12 protein-coding genes are annotated in these 17,300 nt (G+C 71.0%); 7 read left to right on the top strand and 5 right to left on the bottom strand.

The annotated features are described in order from the left end of the window. The first annotated feature begins 153 nt into the window (after nucleotides 1–153). Nucleotides 154–480, top strand: a complete 327-nt coding sequence (locus G127AT_RS06110) for a hypothetical protein (protein ID WP_210901082.1) — start codon at nucleotides 154–156, stop codon at nucleotides 478–480. 710 nt (nucleotides 481–1,190) lie between these two features. On the opposite strand, the gene G127AT_RS06105 is transcribed toward G127AT_RS06110, so the two are convergent. Both G127AT_RS06105 and G127AT_RS06100 read right to left on the bottom strand, forming a co-directional pair. Further along, a complete protein-coding gene (locus G127AT_RS06105) occupies nucleotides 1,191–3,314 on the bottom strand; it encodes a heavy metal translocating P-type ATPase (protein ID WP_210901866.1) in 2,124 nt (707 codons plus the stop codon). A gap of 209 nt (nucleotides 3,315–3,523) precedes the next feature. Further along, a complete protein-coding gene (locus G127AT_RS06100) occupies nucleotides 3,524–4,696 on the bottom strand; it encodes an ATP-binding protein (protein ID WP_210901080.1) in 1,173 nt (390 codons plus the stop codon). A 141-nt stretch (nucleotides 4,697–4,837) separates the two neighbouring features. Here G127AT_RS06100 and zapE (G127AT_RS06095) point away from each other — a divergent pair, with 141 nt between their 5' ends. Then, nucleotides 4,838–5,836: a cell division protein ZapE gene (zapE, locus tag G127AT_RS06095; RefSeq protein ID WP_210901078.1), complete on the top strand. Its 999-nt coding sequence runs from the start codon at nucleotides 4,838–4,840 to the stop codon at nucleotides 5,834–5,836. 120 nt (nucleotides 5,837–5,956) lie between these two features. On the opposite strand, the gene G127AT_RS06090 is transcribed toward zapE (G127AT_RS06095), so the two are convergent. Continuing rightward, complete coding sequence (locus G127AT_RS06090) at nucleotides 5,957–6,370, bottom strand: hypothetical protein (RefSeq protein ID WP_210901076.1); 414 nt, start codon at nucleotides 6,368–6,370, stop codon at nucleotides 5,957–5,959. A gap of 239 nt (nucleotides 6,371–6,609) precedes the next feature. On the opposite strand from G127AT_RS06090, the gene zapE (G127AT_RS06085) reads away from it, so the two are divergent. The 5 genes from zapE (G127AT_RS06085) to G127AT_RS06065 all read left to right on the top strand — a co-directional run bounded on the left by zapE (G127AT_RS06085) (nucleotide 6,610) and on the right by G127AT_RS06065 (nucleotide 13,937). After that, entirely contained in the window at nucleotides 6,610–7,038 is a 429-nt protein-coding gene (gene zapE / locus G127AT_RS06085; protein WP_210901074.1) for an AFG1/ZapE family ATPase, read from the top strand. Between the two features lie 71 nt (nucleotides 7,039–7,109). After that, a complete protein-coding gene (locus tag G127AT_RS06080; RefSeq protein WP_210901072.1) occupies nucleotides 7,110–8,381 on the top strand; it encodes an ATP-binding protein in 1,272 nt (423 codons plus the stop codon). A gap of 108 nt (nucleotides 8,382–8,489) precedes the next feature. Next, nucleotides 8,490–11,480: a cation-translocating P-type ATPase gene (locus G127AT_RS06075; protein WP_244857767.1), complete on the top strand. Its 2,991-nt coding sequence runs from the start codon at nucleotides 8,490–8,492 to the stop codon at nucleotides 11,478–11,480. 80 nt (nucleotides 11,481–11,560) lie between these two features. Next, nucleotides 11,561–12,673, top strand: coding sequence for an arginase family protein (locus tag G127AT_RS06070; RefSeq protein WP_210901070.1), 1,113 nt, complete (start codon nucleotides 11,561–11,563; stop codon nucleotides 12,671–12,673). 412 nt (nucleotides 12,674–13,085) lie between these two features. Then, entirely contained in the window at nucleotides 13,086–13,937 is an 852-nt protein-coding gene (locus tag G127AT_RS06065) for a VOC family protein (RefSeq protein WP_210901068.1), read from the top strand. Nucleotides 13,938–14,096: 159 nt separating this feature from the next. Here G127AT_RS06065 and hutI read toward each other — a convergent pair whose 3' ends face one another. Continuing rightward, the gene (gene hutI / locus G127AT_RS06060; protein WP_210901066.1) at nucleotides 14,097–15,269 is read right to left on the bottom strand and encodes an imidazolonepropionase; all 1,173 of its coding nucleotides are present in this window, start codon (nucleotides 15,267–15,269) and stop codon (nucleotides 14,097–14,099) included. After that, nucleotides 15,266–17,008 carry a urocanate hydratase gene (gene hutU, locus G127AT_RS06055; RefSeq protein WP_210901063.1) on the bottom strand — a complete coding sequence of 581 codons (1,743 nt, stop codon included), beginning with the start codon at nucleotides 17,006–17,008 and terminating at the stop codon, nucleotides 15,266–15,268. The genes hutI and hutU overlap by 4 nt, the downstream gene beginning before the upstream one ends. Between the last annotated feature and the right edge of the window lie 292 nt (nucleotides 17,009–17,300).

The following is a 17,300-nucleotide window of genomic DNA, read 5'->3' as shown; positions in this document are numbered from 1 at the left end:
CATCGTGTCACGGTGCGGTGCGCCCGGCTACTGCCGATCCTGCGGCCTCGCCCGGCCGAGCACGGCCGAGCACGGCCCGCACGGAGGCTTCCGGCTGGAGCTGCAAACGCCAACCGCACCCCGAAGGCGTGAAGAGCCGGGTAACCTCAGGGAATGGAAATCCTCGAAGTCTCGCCAGAGGACGCAGTCGGCGCACCCGACGTGCCTGCCGGCTATCGAGTGCGAATCTGGGTACCGCCGGTCCATCGGGAGTATTCGTGGCATGTGGAGGAATTCGACCTAATCGGCGTCACCGAGGCTACCGAGGCCATCGAATGGGCGGGAGTACGAGCCGAGGGGCGTTGGCATGAGGTTTTTGTCATGTGGGTGGACAGTGCGCTTGACGGTACTGGCCGAGCCGTGCAGCGATCAAGATTCATTCGCCTTTCTGGGAAATCGCCAGAAATCGCCGCTTCTGAGACGATCATTCTGTCATATTGATGGCTCTTCGGACATCTGGTGAGGCCATGGGGTGAGGCCGCTTGCGGCGAGGGGATTCTGCGCTTCATCCAAGAGAGACCTCGACTTGCTCAACGCTGCCTTCGGGCCGCCGGATCTGACGGTCTTCGCCCGCCTCGACGAACTCGGCCTGATCGCGGTCGGGTTGACGATGGGACCTGACCAAGCGGTGCCGGTGTGCCGGGTCGCCCCACCCTGTGAACGCCCGAGGCGAACGGGTCCCTCCGTTGAGCCGTCAATTCTGAAAGGAGAAGGTCTCGGTGATGCTGCTCGATACTGCTGCGCCGGCCGGTGAGTCAAGCACATCCGGGGGCAAGAGTGCTGCGCCGCATGCGACGGGCTTCCATGGTGAATAGATGGTGTTGGCGGTATAGCGAGGATTGACGCCGACTGGAGCGTGGATGGTGTAGCTCACACGTGTTCGAAACGTCCCAGGGCCATTGGAGCAGCTAGTGGCAGCATTTGTGTTCTCGTAGGTTGAATTGAAGTAATCATGTGGAGTTCCGCCCCAAACTTCTCCAGTTGACTTCTCGAGATATGTCCTGACGTAGATCTCATCCATCACGAGGGAGCAAGAGACCGTGCCCACGGAGTTGATGCTCCCGCTCACATGAACCGATGCATGGTGCGAGAGCCACGGTAGGGGGGTCCTGTCGCCTGCTCAATACCCCCAAACGGGTGTAGTACGTTCGTCAAGTTACCGGAGCCCGGCCGAGCACGGCCCGTACGGAGGCCTCCGGCCGCAGGTCGAGGCGCCGCAGCAGTTGCGCGTTCAGGGCGACGACGATGGTCGACAGGCTCATCAGGATCGCCCCGACCGACATCGGCAGCACGAAGCCGACGGGTGCGAGCACGCCGGCCGCCAGCGGCACCGAGACGAGGTTGTAGCCGGCCGCCCACCACAGGTTCTGCAGCATCTTGCGGTACGTGGCGCGCGAGAGCTCGATGACCGAGACGACCGAGCGCGGGTCGGAGCTTGCGAGCACGACGCCCGCCGACGCGATCGCGACATCGGTGCCGGCGCCGATCGCGATGCCGACGTCGGCCTGCGCGAGGGCGGGGGCGTCGTTCACGCCGTCGCCGACCATCGCGACCGTGCGGCCCTCGCCCTGCAGCTCGCGCACCTTCGCCGCCTTATCCTCGGGCCGCACCTCGGCGAAGACGCGGTCGATGCCGAGGTCGGCGGCGACGGCCCTCGCGACGGGTTCGGCGTCGCCGGTGATCATGACGACCTGCCGGTCGAGGGCGTGCAGGGCATCCACTGCGTCGCGGGACTCGGGGCGGACCTCGTCGGCGAGCGCGAGCGCGCCGGCCACGCGTTCGCCTGCGAGCACGTGCAGCACGGTCGCGCCGGCCTCGGCCCAGGGTGTGGATGCCGGAAGCGCCGCCAGCCCGGCATCCGCCAGCAGCCGGGGGCCGCCGACGCGCACGCGCGTGCCGTCGACGTCGGCCGTGACGCCGACCGCGGCGGATGCCTCGAACCCGCTCGCGTGCGGGACGCGGATGCCGCGGCGTTCGGCTTCGGCGACGATCGCCTTGGCGAGCGGATGCTCGCTGTCGGCTTCGGCGCCGGCGGCGAGGGCCAGCACGGCGTCGAGCTCGAACCCGTCGGCGGCCGCAGCCTCGGTGACGGCCGGCTCGCCCTTGGTGAGGGTGCCCGTCTTGTCGAAGAGGATCGTGTCGACCGTGCGCATCGTCTCGAGCGCGAGACGGTCGGTGATGAGCACCCCGCCCTTCGCGGCGCGTTCGGTGGCGATCTGCACGACGAGCGGGATCGCGAGACCGAGCGCGTGCGGGCAGGCGATGACGAGCACCGTGATGGTGCGGGTGACGGCGTCGTCGGGGCTGCCGAGCAGCGTCCACACGATCGCCGTGGCGACGCCCGCGCCGAGGGCGAACCAGAACAGCCAGCCGGCGGCGGTGTCGGCGAGGCGCTGGGCGCGCGAACTCGACGACTGGGCTTCGGCGACGAGGCGCTGGATGCCGGCGAGCGCCGTGTCATCGCCGACGGCCGTGACCCGCACCCGGATCGCCGTGTCGGTCGCGACGGTTCCGGCGACGACGTGCTCGCCGGGGCCGCGTTCGACGGCGCGCGACTCGCCCGTGATCATCGACTCGTCGAGGGCGGCCGTGCCCTCGGTGATCTCGCCGTCGGCGGGCACCCGGCCGCCGGGCCGGACGATGACGACGTCGCCGGCGGCGAGTTCGGCCGGCGCCACCCGCTCGGTGCGCGGACCATCGGCGGAGCCCGCGGCATCCACCACCCGCTCCGCCTCGTCGGGCAGCAGCGCCGCGAGCGCATCGAGCGCGCTGGAGGCCTGCATGACGGACTTCATCTCGATCCAGTGCCCGAGCAGCATGATGACGATGAGGAGCGCGAGCTCCCACCAGAAGTCGAGGTGGTGGTCGAGGATGCCGAGGCTCGCTCCGAGCGACGCGAAATACGCGACTGTGATCGCCAGGCCGATGAGCAGCATCATGCCCGGTTTGCGGGCCTTCAGTTCGCCCCAGGCGCCGGTGAGGAACGGGGCGCCGCCCCACACGTACATGACCGTGCCGAGCACGGGGGAGATCCAAGGCACGATGCCGTCGTGCGGCAGCGGGTAGCCGAGGATCAACGCGAACATGGGGCTCAGCGCGATCGTCGGGATCGCGATGACGAGCATGATCCAGAACAGGCGGCGGTACCGGGCGACGTGGTCGCCGCGGCCGGCGTGGTTCGCGTGGGCGGCGTGTTCGTGACCGGTGTGGTCGCCGTGTGCGTGGCCGGCGTGCGCTTCGCCCCCGCGATGCTCGTGCTGCTCGTCGCGAGTCATGCTCACGATCCTCCTCCTTCGTCGGCCTATTCGCGATAATACCCCCTAGGGGTATTAGTGCCAACGGAGGCGCGCGCATCCGTATTCCCGGAAGCGGTTCAATCCGCGGCGAGCCGCATGAGCAGTCGGGCGACGCCGAAACGCGTCCGCCCGAGCGGGGTCCGTGGGCCGTAGTCGAGCCGCTCGGCACGGGGCTGTGCTGATTCCCGTTACGGAAGGGTCGGTGCGGGGTACGCGCCCCATCCGCCGTCACCGGAGTCTTCGGACTCCGCGCCGGCCATCTGCCTCTGAATGTACGCGCCGAGGTACGGCAATGAGAACGAAACGAAGCCGTGCCCGTCCGGCCGCACGTACCCGCTGTTGATGAGGCGTTGCTTGTAGACCTGCACGTACTGGGGGGATACGCCCATCCGCTTGACGATGTCGGCGACTCTGGTGCGGTCGTCGTCTTCGGCCATCGCCTGCAGGAACTCCTGGTCCCGATCCGAGAGGTCGCGATAGACGCGGCTGATCACACGGTCTTCCACCGCTCGAATCGCCTTCGTGTGGGCAACGGTGGCGTCTTCGAGCGTGATCCGGGGTGCTGTGCCGTTATTCCGCCAGGCATAGTCGCCTGCCAGCTGCACCAGGTACGGGTACCCCTGTGAGAGGGCGACGAGCAGATTGAGCGCATCGTCTTCGATTTCACGCCCGCCGATGCGTGCGGTGTCGACGAAGACACGCCGCGTCTCATGGGCGCTCAGTCGCTGGAACTGCACCTCCCGTGAGCGGCGCAGAAAGGTGACGTGTTCTTGTTCGAGCAATGCGTCGAGGCTGACTTTCACGCCGGCGAATACGACCATGACCTGCGCCCCGTCCGTCAGGGCGTGCGAAACCTGGAGTGCGAACTTCGAAAGCTCCCGCAAGCGGACCTTGGAGGAAGATACCTCGTCGATGGTGATCAGGATTCCGCGCTGCCCGAGTGCCTCGGAGAGAGCGACCAGGTCAGTGCGCAACTGCGGTTTCACCTCCCGGTGCCGGTCGACATATTCGATCTGCGCATTGAACTGCCAGATGCCGAGCGAGATCAGACGCGAACGGATATCCGGCTCCAACTCATTGAGGGCACCCGGGATCGCCGAGTCCATCAGTCGTCCCATGAGGCCGGCGCTCGCGTCGTCCGAGATGACCACCCAGCCGGAGGCGCGGGCGTCGTCCTGCAGGGTCGTCAGAAAGGACGTCTTGCCGGAGCCTCGCAGACCGGACGCGAGGACGGAATGGTTCTCACCGAAGTCGAGTGTTTCGAAGACCTCGCGGAGCTCATCGAGTTCGGTCAGATGCCCGCCGAAGACGACGGGTTTCCTGCCGTATCCTGGCGTGAACGGGCTTGGAGCACTGCCCACCTGCTGCCTCCGAATCGTATTTATTCTGTTTATTTCGGTTCAGCGTAGCGAGCGGCACGAACGCGGTCAATGCTGCGTTCACGCTTCTGAGACGGGTCGATTCGGCGGCTGCGATGCGACGTGCGGGGGAGAATGGATGCCGTGCCCGCCCCCGCTTCCGCTGCGTCCCGACTCGCGGCGGCGACGGCGGCGAACCTGCCGGCGCGACTCGCGCGGACCGGGCTCGTGCTCGACGACGCGCAGGCGGCGGCGGTCGACCGGTTGACCGCGCCCGGCATCCACTCGGGGAGCTATCTGCACGGCCCCGTCGGCCGGGGCAAGACGGTCATCGCCGACGCGTACTTCGCCGCGATCCCCACCCGCGCGAAGCGGCGCGTGCACGTGCACGCGTTCTTCCGCGAACTGCACGCGCGCCTGTTCCGGTCGCGGCGGCCGCTCGATCGGGTGCTTCGGATGATGCTCGGCGGGTCGCGGGCGGTCATGTTCGACGAGTTCCACGTGCACGACGTCGCCGACGCCGTCTACCTCACCCGGCTGCTCGAACTCCTCGTCGAACGCGACGTCCTCGTCGTCGCGACTTCGAACTATGCGCCGGCCGAGCTCTTGCCCGATCCGCTGTTCCACGACCGCTTCGTTCCGGCGATCCGCCTCATCGAAACGGAATTCGACGTCATCGACCTCGGCGAGGGCATCGACTACCGCACCCTCGGCGGCGACGGAACCGGCTTCGCGGCCGGCGCGTGGGTCGTCGACGCGGGGGTCACGGTCGCGGCGGCATCCGCACGCCTCGTCGTGAACGGCTTGCCGGTGGATGCCATCCGCGTCGAGCCCGGACGGGCGGTCTTCACCTTCGACGACCTCTGTCGGCGGCCCCTCGGTACCCGCGAATACCTCGAACTCGCCCGCCGGTTCGCACGCATCGAGCTCATCGGCGTGCCCGACCTCGCCCGCGCCGACCGCGAAGCCGCCCAGCGCTTCGCCGACCTCGTCGACGTGCTCCACGACGGCGCCGTGCCCACCCGCATCACCTCGGCCGCCGGCCCCGAACGCCTCCTCGACGCCGCCTTCGTGCCGCGGGATGCCGCCCGCACCGTCAGCCGCCTGTCGCTGCTGCCGGCGCAGCCGCCCGCCGCGGGCTGAGCGAGCGCCCGCTGAGCGGCGCTTGCGCGCGGCACTAGCCGCGCTCGGCGAGCGACCGGTGCGGGCGCGGAGCTGGCTTGGGGGAGGGCGGCGTCCGAGGGGCGACGCCGGCCGCTGGGGTCAGCTCTCGCCGTCCGCCTGCCAGAGCCACTCGCCGCGCTCGACCCAATCGCCCTCGGGGGCACGCTCCGAGAATGCGAACACGCCACCGCCCGGCATCTCGACGGTGAACGGCGTTTCGGGGCTGCAAGCGGCCTCGATCGCGTCGGCCTCGATGACGAGGCACAGTGATTCCCGGTCCCCCTCGACCAGGAAGACGCGGGTCGTGTCATCCGACCACAGCAGGCGCGAACTGGCGGCATCGATGCCCTCGGAGAGTGCTTCTTCATATCCGGCCGGCAGGGCATCGTCATCTCCGCGCGGGCCGTCGAACGCCGGCGGCTGTGCGGCCGCGCACGAAGCCAGGGCGAAGATGCCGAGAAACGCGACCGCGGCGGCTGCTGCGCGAGGGACTGCTCGTCGTGGGCGGGGCATCTCTCTCCGTTCGTCGGGGCGCCGTCGGCGCGGAAGGCGGCTCGCATGCACTGAACCACACGGCGACGCACCGGCGCAACCACGGCGGAGGGCGACTCAGGCGCGGGGCTCCACGGGGGCGGCAGGGAGGCCGTCGGGGCGGCCTCGATCACTCCGGCGTCGATCTCGGCCTGTGGCGTCGGAGCGGGCACCGGAGGCCGGGTCGCGCGCGGCGCGGCGCTTGAATCGAGCGGCCGGCCGTGCGTGAAACGGCATCCGCACGCCTCGTCGTGAACGGCTTGCCGGTGGATGCCATCCGCGCCGAGCCCGGACGGGCGGTCTTCACCTTCGACGACCTCTGCCGGCGGCCCCTCGGTACCCGCGAATACCTCGAACTCGCCCGCCGGTTCGCACGCATCGAGCTCATCGGCGTGCCCGACCTCTCCCGCGCCGATCGCGAAGCCGCCCAGCGCTTCGCCGACCTCGTCGACGTGCTCCACGACGGCGCCGTGCCCACCCGCATCACCTCGGCCGCCGGCCCCGAACGCCTCCTCGACGCCGCCTTCGTGCCGCGGGATGCCGCCCGCACCGTCAGCCGCCTGTCGCTGCTGCCGGCGCTGTCGCCGCCCGCTGACCGCCCGCCCGCTGAGTGGAGTCTTCTGCCGGTGCGGCCGAGCGTCGACCTGTAGGGTGTCCATCCGTGAGATGAAGTCACGTCCAAATGTTAGACGAAATGTCGTCCGTTTGTTAGATTCAGAACATGGTCTATACCCGACGGATTCTGGATCAGACCCTGGACGACTTGATGCCGGGACTTGCCGCGATCGCACTGGAGGGGGCCAAGGGTGTCGGGAAGACAGCGACCGCACTCCAACGCGCGAGCACCGTGTATTCGCTCGATGATCCGTTCGAGCGTACGACCATCGAAGCCGATCTGAGTCTGATCGAGCATGCGCCAGCCCCTGTCTTCATCGATGAGTGGCAGCTATATCCGCCGGTGTGGGACCGAGTGCGACGCGCTGTAGACGCCGACAACTCCGGGGGACGATTCCTGCTTGCCGGCTCTGCAGATGTTGCACCCGGCACGCGCATCCACTCCGGAGCGGGCCGCATCGTGAGCCTGGTGATGCGCCCACTGTCCTTCGCCGAACGGGGCCTTGCAGAACCGACGGTTTCGCTGTCGGCTCTTCTCGAAGGACGCGAGCAACGGATCTCGGGTGAGACCTCGCTCACGCTCGCGGACTACACCGAGGAGATCCTTCGCTCAGGATTCCCTGGCATCCGTGACCTACCGGAACGACTCAGAGTCCAGCAGCTCGACAGCTATCTGACCCGAATCGTCGATCACGAACTCCCTGAAAACGGCATGCTTGTGCGGCATCCCGCGGCTCTTCGAGCCTGGCTCGCCGCATACGGGGCGGCAACGGCCACAGATGCGTCGTACACAGCGATCCTCGATGCGGCGACGCCGGGTGAAGCCGAGAAACCGGCCAGACAAACGATCGCGAGCTATCGGGAGCATCTCAGCAGGATTTTCGTACTCGACCCGATCGAGGCGTGGGTTCCGGTGCTTGCGCCACTGAGACGGTTGACGAAGAGCTCGAAGCACTTCCTCGTGGACACGGCGCTCGCGGCCCGACTCACCGGGGTGGACCGTGACGATCTGTTGCACGGTAAAGGCCCGCGGATCGGGGCAGGTGCCGACACGTGGCTCGGGTCCTTGTTCGAGTCCTTGGCGGCTCAGTCGGTGCGGGTCTACGCAGACGCCGCGCAGGCATCTGTCGGTCACCTGCGAACCAAGAACACGGAACACGAAATCGACCTCATCGTGTACCGCGGGATGCAACGCACCGTTGCTATCGAGGTGAAGCTAAAGGGAGCGGCAGATGATCGCGACGTGCGACACCTCAACTGGTTGAAAGACCAACTCGGGGATCGCATCACCGATCGACTCGTCATCACGACGGGCCGGTTCGCCTACCGGCGACCGGATGGCGTCGCCGTGGTGCCGCTTGCGCTTCTGGGACCGTGAACACTCCCGGCGTCGATCTCGGCCTGTGGCGTCGGAGCGGGCACCGGAGGCCGGGTCGCGCGCGGCGCGGCGCTTGAGCGGCGGGCGCCGCCCCAGCAGACTGGGAAGGTGGCGCGCGAGGGGAACGCACGGCCGCATCCGTCGGGGGCGGATGCCGGCGGCGGTGTGCCCGCAGGCGGGGCACCGCCAGGCGCAGCGCCCGACCCCTCCGTGCCCGACCCCTCCGTGCTCGACGCGGAGGAGGTCGCCCGGGCGCACCGCGTCGATCCGGCCGCCGGTCTGAGCGACGCCGAGGCATCCGCACGCCTCGTCGAGCACGGGCCCAACGAATTGCGGGCCGCCCGCACGCATCCGCTCTGGAAGCGCATCGTCGCCCAGTTCGCCGATCCGCTCATCATCCTGCTGCTCGCCGCCGTCGTGATCTCGATCGCCGCCTGGATCATCGAAGGCGCCCACGGCGCCCCCGTCGACGCGATCGTCATCGCCGTCATCATCGTCGCCAACGCCGTGCTCGGCCTCGTGCAGGAGGCCCGCGCCGAGCATGCCGTCGCCGCGCTCGCCGAGATGACCGAAGCCCGATCCCAGGTGTTGCGGGCCGGTCGCATCGTCACCGTCCCCGCCGCCGAACTCGTGCCGGGCGACGTGCTCGTCCTCGCCGAAGGCGACCAGGTCGGCGCCGACGGGCGGCTGCTGCGCGCGAACTCGCTGCACATCGCCGAGGCCTCGCTCACGGGTGAGAGCCAGCCCGTCGAGAAGGATGCGGCGACGCTGAGCGCACCGGCATCCATCGGCGACCGGAACGACATGGTCTTCAAAGGCACCGCCGTCACCCGCGGAACCGGCCGGGCGATCGTCACCGCGACCGGCATGCGCACCGAGATGGGCGCCATCGCGACCATGCTCGACGAGACCGAATCCGAGGCGTCGCCGCTGCAGACCGAGGTCGGGCGGCTCGGGCGGATGCTCGGGCGCGTCGTCATCGTCATCGCCCTCGTCGTCATGGTCACCCTCGCGCTCGTCGAGGGCATCCACTCGCTCGCCGACGTCGTCACGATCCTGCTGCTCGGCGTCTCCCTCGCCGTCGCCGCCGTGCCCGAGGGGCTGCCGGCGGTCTTGTCGGTCGTCCTCGCTCTCGGCGTGCAGCGGATGGCGAAGCGGAACGCCGTCGTCAAATCACTCTCGAGCGTCGAGACGCTCGGTTCGGCATCGGTCATCTGCACCGACAAGACCGGCACCCTGACCCAGAACCAGATGACGATCGAACGCGTCGTCACCGCGAGCGGAACCGTCGAGCTCGGCGGCGTGGGCTACCGCCCCGTCGGGTCCGCGACGGTCGGCGGGCGGCCGCTCGAGGCCGGGCCGCTGCGTGAGGAGGCCGAGCTCGTGCTCGGCGCCGGATCGCTCGCCAACGACGCCCAGCTCGCCGAGGTCGACGGCACCTGGCGCATCGAGGGCGACCCGACGGAGGCCGCGTTCCTCGTCGCCGCTCGCAAACTCGACGGGGTGCCCGAGCGGGCGGCCGGCTTCGAACGCACCGGCGAGGTGCCGTTCAGCTCCGAACGCAAGATGATGTCGACCGTGCACCGCCGGGGCGACGGCACCGCCTACGTCCTCAGCAAGGGCGCCCCCGACGTGCTCCTCGGCCGGTGCACCCGCGTGCGGGTCGGCGACGGCAGCGCCGTGCTCGACGACGCCGGCCGCGAGCGGATCCTCGGCGAGGTCGAGGCGCTCTCGGCCAACGCGTTCCGCACGCTCGGGGTCGCCTACCGCGAGGCGCCCGAGTTCGATGCGGTGCCGGCGGTCTCGGGGGTGGATGCCGGTCGCGCGGCCGCCCCGGAAGACGGCGCCACGGCATCCGCTGCGGGGCAGCCGGGCCGCGCCGCGGCATCCGCACCCGACGACGTCGACGAAACCCACGAACGCGACCTCGTCTTCGCCGGCGTCGTCGGCATCATCGACCCGCCCCGCCCCGAGGTGCGGCCGGCCGTCGCCGAAGCGCACGCCGCCGGCATCCGCATCATCATGATCACCGGCGACCACCCCGCCACCGCGGCGCGCATCGCCGCCGACCTCGGCATCATCGAACCCGGCGGGCCGGCCCGCACCGGCGCCGAGCTCGACGCGATGGACGACCGGGAGTTCCGGGATGCCGTGCGGAACGTCTCCGTCTTCGCGCGCGTCTCGCCCGCGCACAAACTGCGCATCGTCGACGTGCTGCAGGCCGACGGGCAGGTCGTCGCGATGACCGGCGACGGCGTGAACGACGCGCCCGCGCTGAAATCCGCCGACATCGGCATCGCGATGGGCATCACCGGAACCGAGGTCACGAAGGAGGCGGCGCGCATGGTGCTCGCCGACGACGACTTCGCGACCATCGTCGAGGCCGTGCGCGAGGGCCGGGTCATCTTCGACAACATCCGCAAATTCCTGCGCTACCTGCTGTATTCCAACATGGGCGAGGTGCTCACCGTGTTCCTCGGCGTCGTGTTCGCCGGTGTGCTCGGTCTCTCGCAGGCATCCGGCGACGCGATCGTCGTGCCGCTGCTGGCGACGCAGATCCTGTGGATCAACCTCGTCACCGACTCGGCGCCCGCGCTCGCGATGGGCGTCGACCCCGAGATCGACGACGTCATGGCCAGGCCGCCCCGCGGCATCCACGACCGCGTCATCGACGGCCGGATGTGGGCCGGCATCGCCTCGACGGGGCTCACGATGTCGATCGCGACGCTGCTCGTCATCGACGTGTTCCTGCCCGGCGGGCTCATCCCGGGCGGCACCGACGGCATCGACGTCGCGCGCACCGCCGGCTTCACGACCCTCGTCTTCATGGCGTTGCTCGCACCGTTCAACGCCCGGTCGGAATACTCCAGTGCGTTCCGAGGGCTGCTTTCGAACCGGTGGCTGCTCGCCGCCGTCGGCCTCGGCATCGTGCTGCAGGTGCTCGTCGTCACCCTGCCGCCGCTGCAGACCGCATTCGGCACCGCACCGCTCGACTGGGCGCACTGGCTCGTCGCGATCACCGCGGCGACCCTCGTCATCTGGGTCGAGGAGCTGCGGAAGGCGTGGATGCGGTGGCGGCGGTCTTCGCGGCGTAAGTGATCGTTCGGGGGTCGTTGGTATCACTTCGCTGTGGGGGCGGCCGCGGACGGCGGTGCGGGTGATCGCGCTAGCGTCGGGGGATGGGCACCGCCGAAGACGGGGCGCCGCGGGCGCCGTTGCACGATGATCCGCTCTGGCCGCGGGCGGGTGGATGGCCGCCGCCGGGCGGTTCGCGGGCGGCGCTCGCCCTGCTCGGAGTGCCGACCTGGCGCACCTCGCTGTCGCCGACCGGCGCCCATGCGACGCCCGCGGCGGTGCGGGATGCGCTGCGGCGGTACAGTCCGGCGCTCATGCCCGACGCGGGTGCGGATGCGCGGCGGGGGCCGGGCGGTGCGGCCGGGCACGGCGGCCGCGGCGTCGTCGACCTCGGGCTCCTGCCCGTCGTGGATGCCGGCGATGTCGCCGACCCCGACGGCGCCGCAGGCGAGGCGCGCACGCGCGCGGCCGTCGAGGCGGCGCTCGCCGCCGCGGAGAGGCTGATCGCGGTCGGCGGCGACAACTCGCTGACGGTGCCGGTCGCGCTCGGGGCGTGGGCGGCGTGGACGGCGGGCGTGGGATCGCAGGGCGCGGTCCCGGCGGGGGATCGCGCCACGGCATCCGCTGCGCCGGGAGACGATCGCGCCCCGGCATCCACCGCCGGGCAGGACGACCGCGCCGCGGCATCCACCGCCGGCCTCATCACGATCGACGCGCATTTCGACCTGCGCGACGGCGTCTCCAACGGCTCGCCCGTGCGGCGGCTGCTCGAGGCGGGGCTGGACGGACGCCGGGTCGTGCAGATCGGCATCCAGGATTTCGCGAATTCGGCCGAGTATGCGGCCAGGGCGGCGGATGCCGGCATCACCGTCGTCCACCGCGACGCGCTGCACCGCCGCCCGCCCGCCGACGTCATGGCCGAGGCGCTCGAGATCGCCGGGGCGGCCGGCGGCCCGGTGCACCTGGACATCGATGTGGATGCGTGCGACCGTTCCGTCGCGCCGGGCTGCCCGGCGTCGGTGCCCGGCGGTCTCGCCGCGTGGGAGTTGCGTGCACTCGTGCGCGCGGCCGCCGCCGACCGGCGGGTGAGGTCGGCCGATATCGCCGAAGTGGATGCCATGGCCGACGCCCCCGACGGGCGCACCGTGCGCCTGGCCGCTCTCTGCGTGCTCGAGTTCGCGGCCGGCATCGCAGGCATCGCAGGCATCGCCGACTGAGCCGCCTCGCCGACCGGAGGCGCTGCCCGCCCGCGCGCCCGCGCCGGCCTGGCCCGGCGAGATGACGCAAACGGCTGCTCGCATCGCCGGTGAACCGCACTTCGCGTCACCTCGCCGGCCGGAGGCGCCGCCCGCCCGCGCGCGCCGCCCTGGCCCGGCGAGATGACGCAAACGGCTGCTTGCATCGCCGGTGAACCGCACTTCGCGTCACCTCGCCGCCCGGAGGCGCTGCCTGCCTGCCCGCCCGCGCCCCGCGGCGCCCACCCCGTTTCACAGGGGATTCGCCAGAACTGAGGGGGCGGATGCCGGGTCCGTCGCGTACAGTGACGGGACCTGCAGCGGAAACCGGGCACAATGCGAACCGGAATCCGCAGGGCGCATCCGGTGGGGGCCGGAGAAGGGGGACGGGCTCATGAGCGGAGTGCGTGACGACGTCATCGGGGCGCCGTGCTGGACCGACCTGGGCACGAGCGACCTCGCCAAGGCGGTGCATTTCTACACGGAGCTCTTCGGCTGGCAGGCCGACCGGGGCGATGAGGATCTCGCGGGCGGATACGTCACCTTCCGCTCGGGCGGGGCGCGTGTGGCCGGCGCCGTGCAGTACGACGCGAGCGCCCATGCGCCGGATGCCTGGAACGTCTACCTGCGCACCGATGACGCCGACACGACGCATGAGCGCATCGCCGAGGCCGGCGGGGTCAACACGGCCGGCCCGAGCGAGATCGGCAGCACCGGTGTGGCGGGTCTGGCCGAGGATGTCGGCGGGGCGCAGGTCGGCTACTGGGAGCCGGATGCCTTCGCCGGGTTCACCGAGCTCGCCGAGCCGGGCGAGGCGGCCTGGTTCGAGTTGTACACGCGCGACTTCGAGCGCGCCGTCGAGTTCTACGAGCGCGCGTTCGACTGGCACACGGAGCGCATCGGCGACGACGACGTGTTCCGGTACGCGGTGCTGAGCGACGGCGGCGAACGCCTCGCGGGCATCATGGATGCGTCGCGGTGGATGCCGCATGAGATCCCCTCCCACTGGGAGGTGTACTTCGACACCGCCGATGTGGATGCGGCCGTCGGCCGGGTCGAAGAGCTCGGCGGCACGGTGCTCGCCCAGCCGGAGGCGTCGACGCAGGGCCGCACCGCGTGGGTCACCGATCCCACGGGGGCATCGTTCCGGCTCATCGACCCGCGCACGATCGAGCCGCACGACGGCGACCCGGTCGACGCCGATTCGCAGAGGGCTTCGGGTGAGGGCATGCCTGAAGTCGAATAGACGGGGAGCCGGATGATGAGCTCGGACGACCCGAACCACATCGTCCGGCCCCCTCCGACCGCCGAGGGGCGGCGCTCCTCCCACCCCGGTGCCGTCCCTCGGCATCCACCGTCGTGTTCGCGAGTGGATGCCCCGGCGCGCCGGCCTCGCGGAACCAGGTCAGACGGGCACGCCGCCGATCCACACCGTGTCGACGAGCGGCACCCCGGGCCGGTAGGCGAGATGCACATACGACGGCGCCCGAAGCCGCACGAGGTCGGCGCGGGAACCCGGCCGCAGCACGCCCACGTCGTCGCGGCGCAGCGCCCGCGCCCCGCCGGCGGTCGCCGCCCGCACCGCCTCGGCCGGGGTCAGCCCCATATCGCGCACCGCGACGGCGATGCAGAACGCCATCGAACTCGTGAAGCTCGACCCCGGATTGCAGTCGCTTGCGAGGGCGACTGTCGCGCCGGCATCCACGAGCCGCCGGCCCGAAGGGTACGGCTGCCGGGTCGAGAACTCGACCCCGGGCAGCAGCGTCGCGACCGTGTCGGAGCCGGCGAGGGCGGCCACATCCGCATCGGTGAGGAAGGTGCAGTGGTCCACGGAGGCCGCACCGAGCTCCACGGCGAGCCGCACCCCCTCGCCCGGCCCGAGCTGGCCGGCGTGCACGCGCACCCCGAGCCCCGCATCCGCCCCCGCCTGCAGCACCCGCCGCGACTGCCCCACGGTGAACGCGCCGCGCTCGCAGAAGACGTCGATCCAGCGCGCGAACGGGGCGCACGCCGTCAGCATGGGCCCGATGACGCGCTCGACATAGGCGTCGGCATCGCCGTCGAACTCGGGCGGCACGACGTGCGCGCCGAGGAACGTGACCTCGGCGGTGACCTCCCGGGCGAGGCGGACGAGCCGCTCCTCCTCGGCGACGCCCAGGCCGTACCCCGATTTCACCTCGAACGTCGTCGTGCCCTGCGCGTGCAATTCGCGCACGAAGCCGGCCAGGCGCGAACGCAACTCGGCGTCGGAGGCCGCGCGCGTGGCGGCGACGGTGGTGCGGATGCCGCCCGCGGTGTACGGGCGGCCCGCCATGCGCGCCTCGAACTCCGCCGAACGGTCGCCGGCGAACACGAGATGCGTGTGACTGTCGACGAAGCCCGGGATGACGGCGGAGCCGCCGGCATCCACCGCGGAATCGGCGGCCGGGGCCCGGGCGGCCGGCCCGGCCCACGCGACCCGCTCGCCCTCGATGAGCACGGCCGCGTCGCGCACGAGGCCGAGCGGGCCGGGCTCCGCACCGGGCGTCGACGGCTCGTTCGTGACGAGCTCGCCGATGCCGGTGACGAGGAGGCTCATCGTCCCTCCATCGGCAGCCGCACCCCGCGCTCGCGGGCGACGTCGACGGCGCGCGCGTAGCCGGCGTCGGCGTGGCGCATGACGCCCGTGCCCGGGTCGTTCACGAGCACGCGGGCGATCTTCTCGGCCGCGAGCGGCGTGCCGTCGGCGACGACGACCTGCCCGGCGTGGATCGACCGGCCGATGCCGACGCCGCCGCCGTGGTGGATCGACACCCATGTCGCCCCCGAGGCGGTGTTCAGCAGGGCGTTCAGCAGCGGCCAGTCGGCGATCGCATCCGAACCGTCGGCCATCGCCTCGGTCTCGCGGTAGGGCGAGGCGACGCTGCCCGAGTCGAGGTGGTCGCGGCCGATCACGACCGGCGCGCTGAGCTCGCCCGAGGCGACCATCTCGTTGAACCGCAGCCCCGCGAGGTGTCGTTCGCCGTAGCCGAGCCAGCAGATCCGCGCCGGCAGCCCCTCGAAGCGCACCTTCTCGCCGGCCTGCTCGATCCACCGGCGAAGCTTCGCATCGTGCGGGAACAGCTCGAGGATGGCCCGGTCGGTCGCGGCGATATCGGCGGGGTCGCCCGACAAGGCCGCCCAGCGGAACGGCCCCTTGCCCTCGGCGAACAGGGGCCGGATGTACGCGGGCACGAAGCCGGGGAACGCGAAGGCGCGCTCGTGCGCGAGCCCGCCGAGCTCGGCCTCGCGGCGGATCGAGTTGCCGTAGTCGAAGACGGCCGCCCCGGCATCCCGGAACCCCGCCATCGCCTCGACGTGCCGCGCCATCGACGCCCGGGCGCGGGCCGTGAAGTCCTCGGGTGCGGATGCCGCCAGTTCCGCCCATTCGCCGACCGGCACCCCCTCGGGCAGGTACGAGAGCGGGTCGTGGGCGCTCGTCTGATCGGTGACGACATCCACCGGCACGCCCCGGGCGAGCAGTTCGGGGAACACGCTCGCCGCATTGCCGACGACGCCGACGCTCAGCGCCCGGCCCTCCGCCTTCGCCGCGAGCACCCGCTCGAGCCCCTCCTCGAGCGAAGCGGCGAGCTCGTCGAGGTAGCCGTGCGCGACCCGGCGCTCGAGGCGCGAGGCATCCACGTCGACGATGAGCACCGCACCGCCGTTCATCGTCACCGCCAGCGGCTGCGCCCCGCCCATGCCGCCGCAGCCCGCGGTCAGCGTCAGGGTGCCGGCGAGCGAGTCGCGCCCGAGCGATTCGGCGACCGCCGCGAAGGTCTCGAAGGTGCCCTGCAGGATGCCCTGCGTGCCGATGTAGATCCACGACCCCGCCGTCATCTGCCCGTACATCGTGAGGCCCTCGTGCTCGAGGCGGCGGAACTCCGGCCACGTCGCCCAGTCGGGCACGAGGTTCGAGTTCGCGATCAGCACCCGCGGCGCCCACTCGTGCGTGCGGAACACCCCAACCGGTTTGCCCGACTGCACCAGCAGCGTCTCGTCGCCCTCGAGCTCCCGCAGGCTTGCGACGATCGCGTCGAACGCCGCCCAGCTGCGCGCGGCCCGCCCTGTGCCGCCGTAGACGACGAGATCGTCGGGGCGTTCGGCGACCGCGGGGTCGAGGTTGTTCATCAGCATCCGCAGCGGCGCCTCGGTCTGCCAGCTGCGCGCGGTGCGCTCGGTGCCGCGCGGGGCGCGCACGGGCCGCGGGCCGGGGGTGGATGCTGCGGGCCGGCCGTCGGCGGCGTCGCTCGTGCCGGTGTCGCTCGTGCCGGCGTCGTTCGTGCTGGGGTCGCTCATGCTCCGATGCTCGCGCACGCGGTGCGGGCGGGCAACGACGGTGCGGGCGGCGGCGTCCGGGATGCCGGACGGCGGGCGCGCCTGGCACGAGCCGCACTCGGCCCCCGACGGGGGACTGGACGCGAAGGCCCGACGCAGGCATCGCGCGGCCGGGCGATGCGCGTGAGCATGCACATACGTGCAAGGTCTCGCCGGTACAGCGATGAGGTGCGGTATTCGGTCGCTGCTTCTCGAGCCCAGGTGAACGTGTGTTCACGATGGGGGTCGAATTCGTGGGCCGCGGCTGGTTTGA

This window comes from Agromyces archimandritae (assembly GCF_018024495.1).
Lineage (GTDB): Bacteria > Actinomycetota > Actinomycetes > Actinomycetales > Microbacteriaceae > Agromyces > Agromyces archimandritae.
This window is presented reverse-complemented; position numbering and strand designations above follow the sequence as displayed.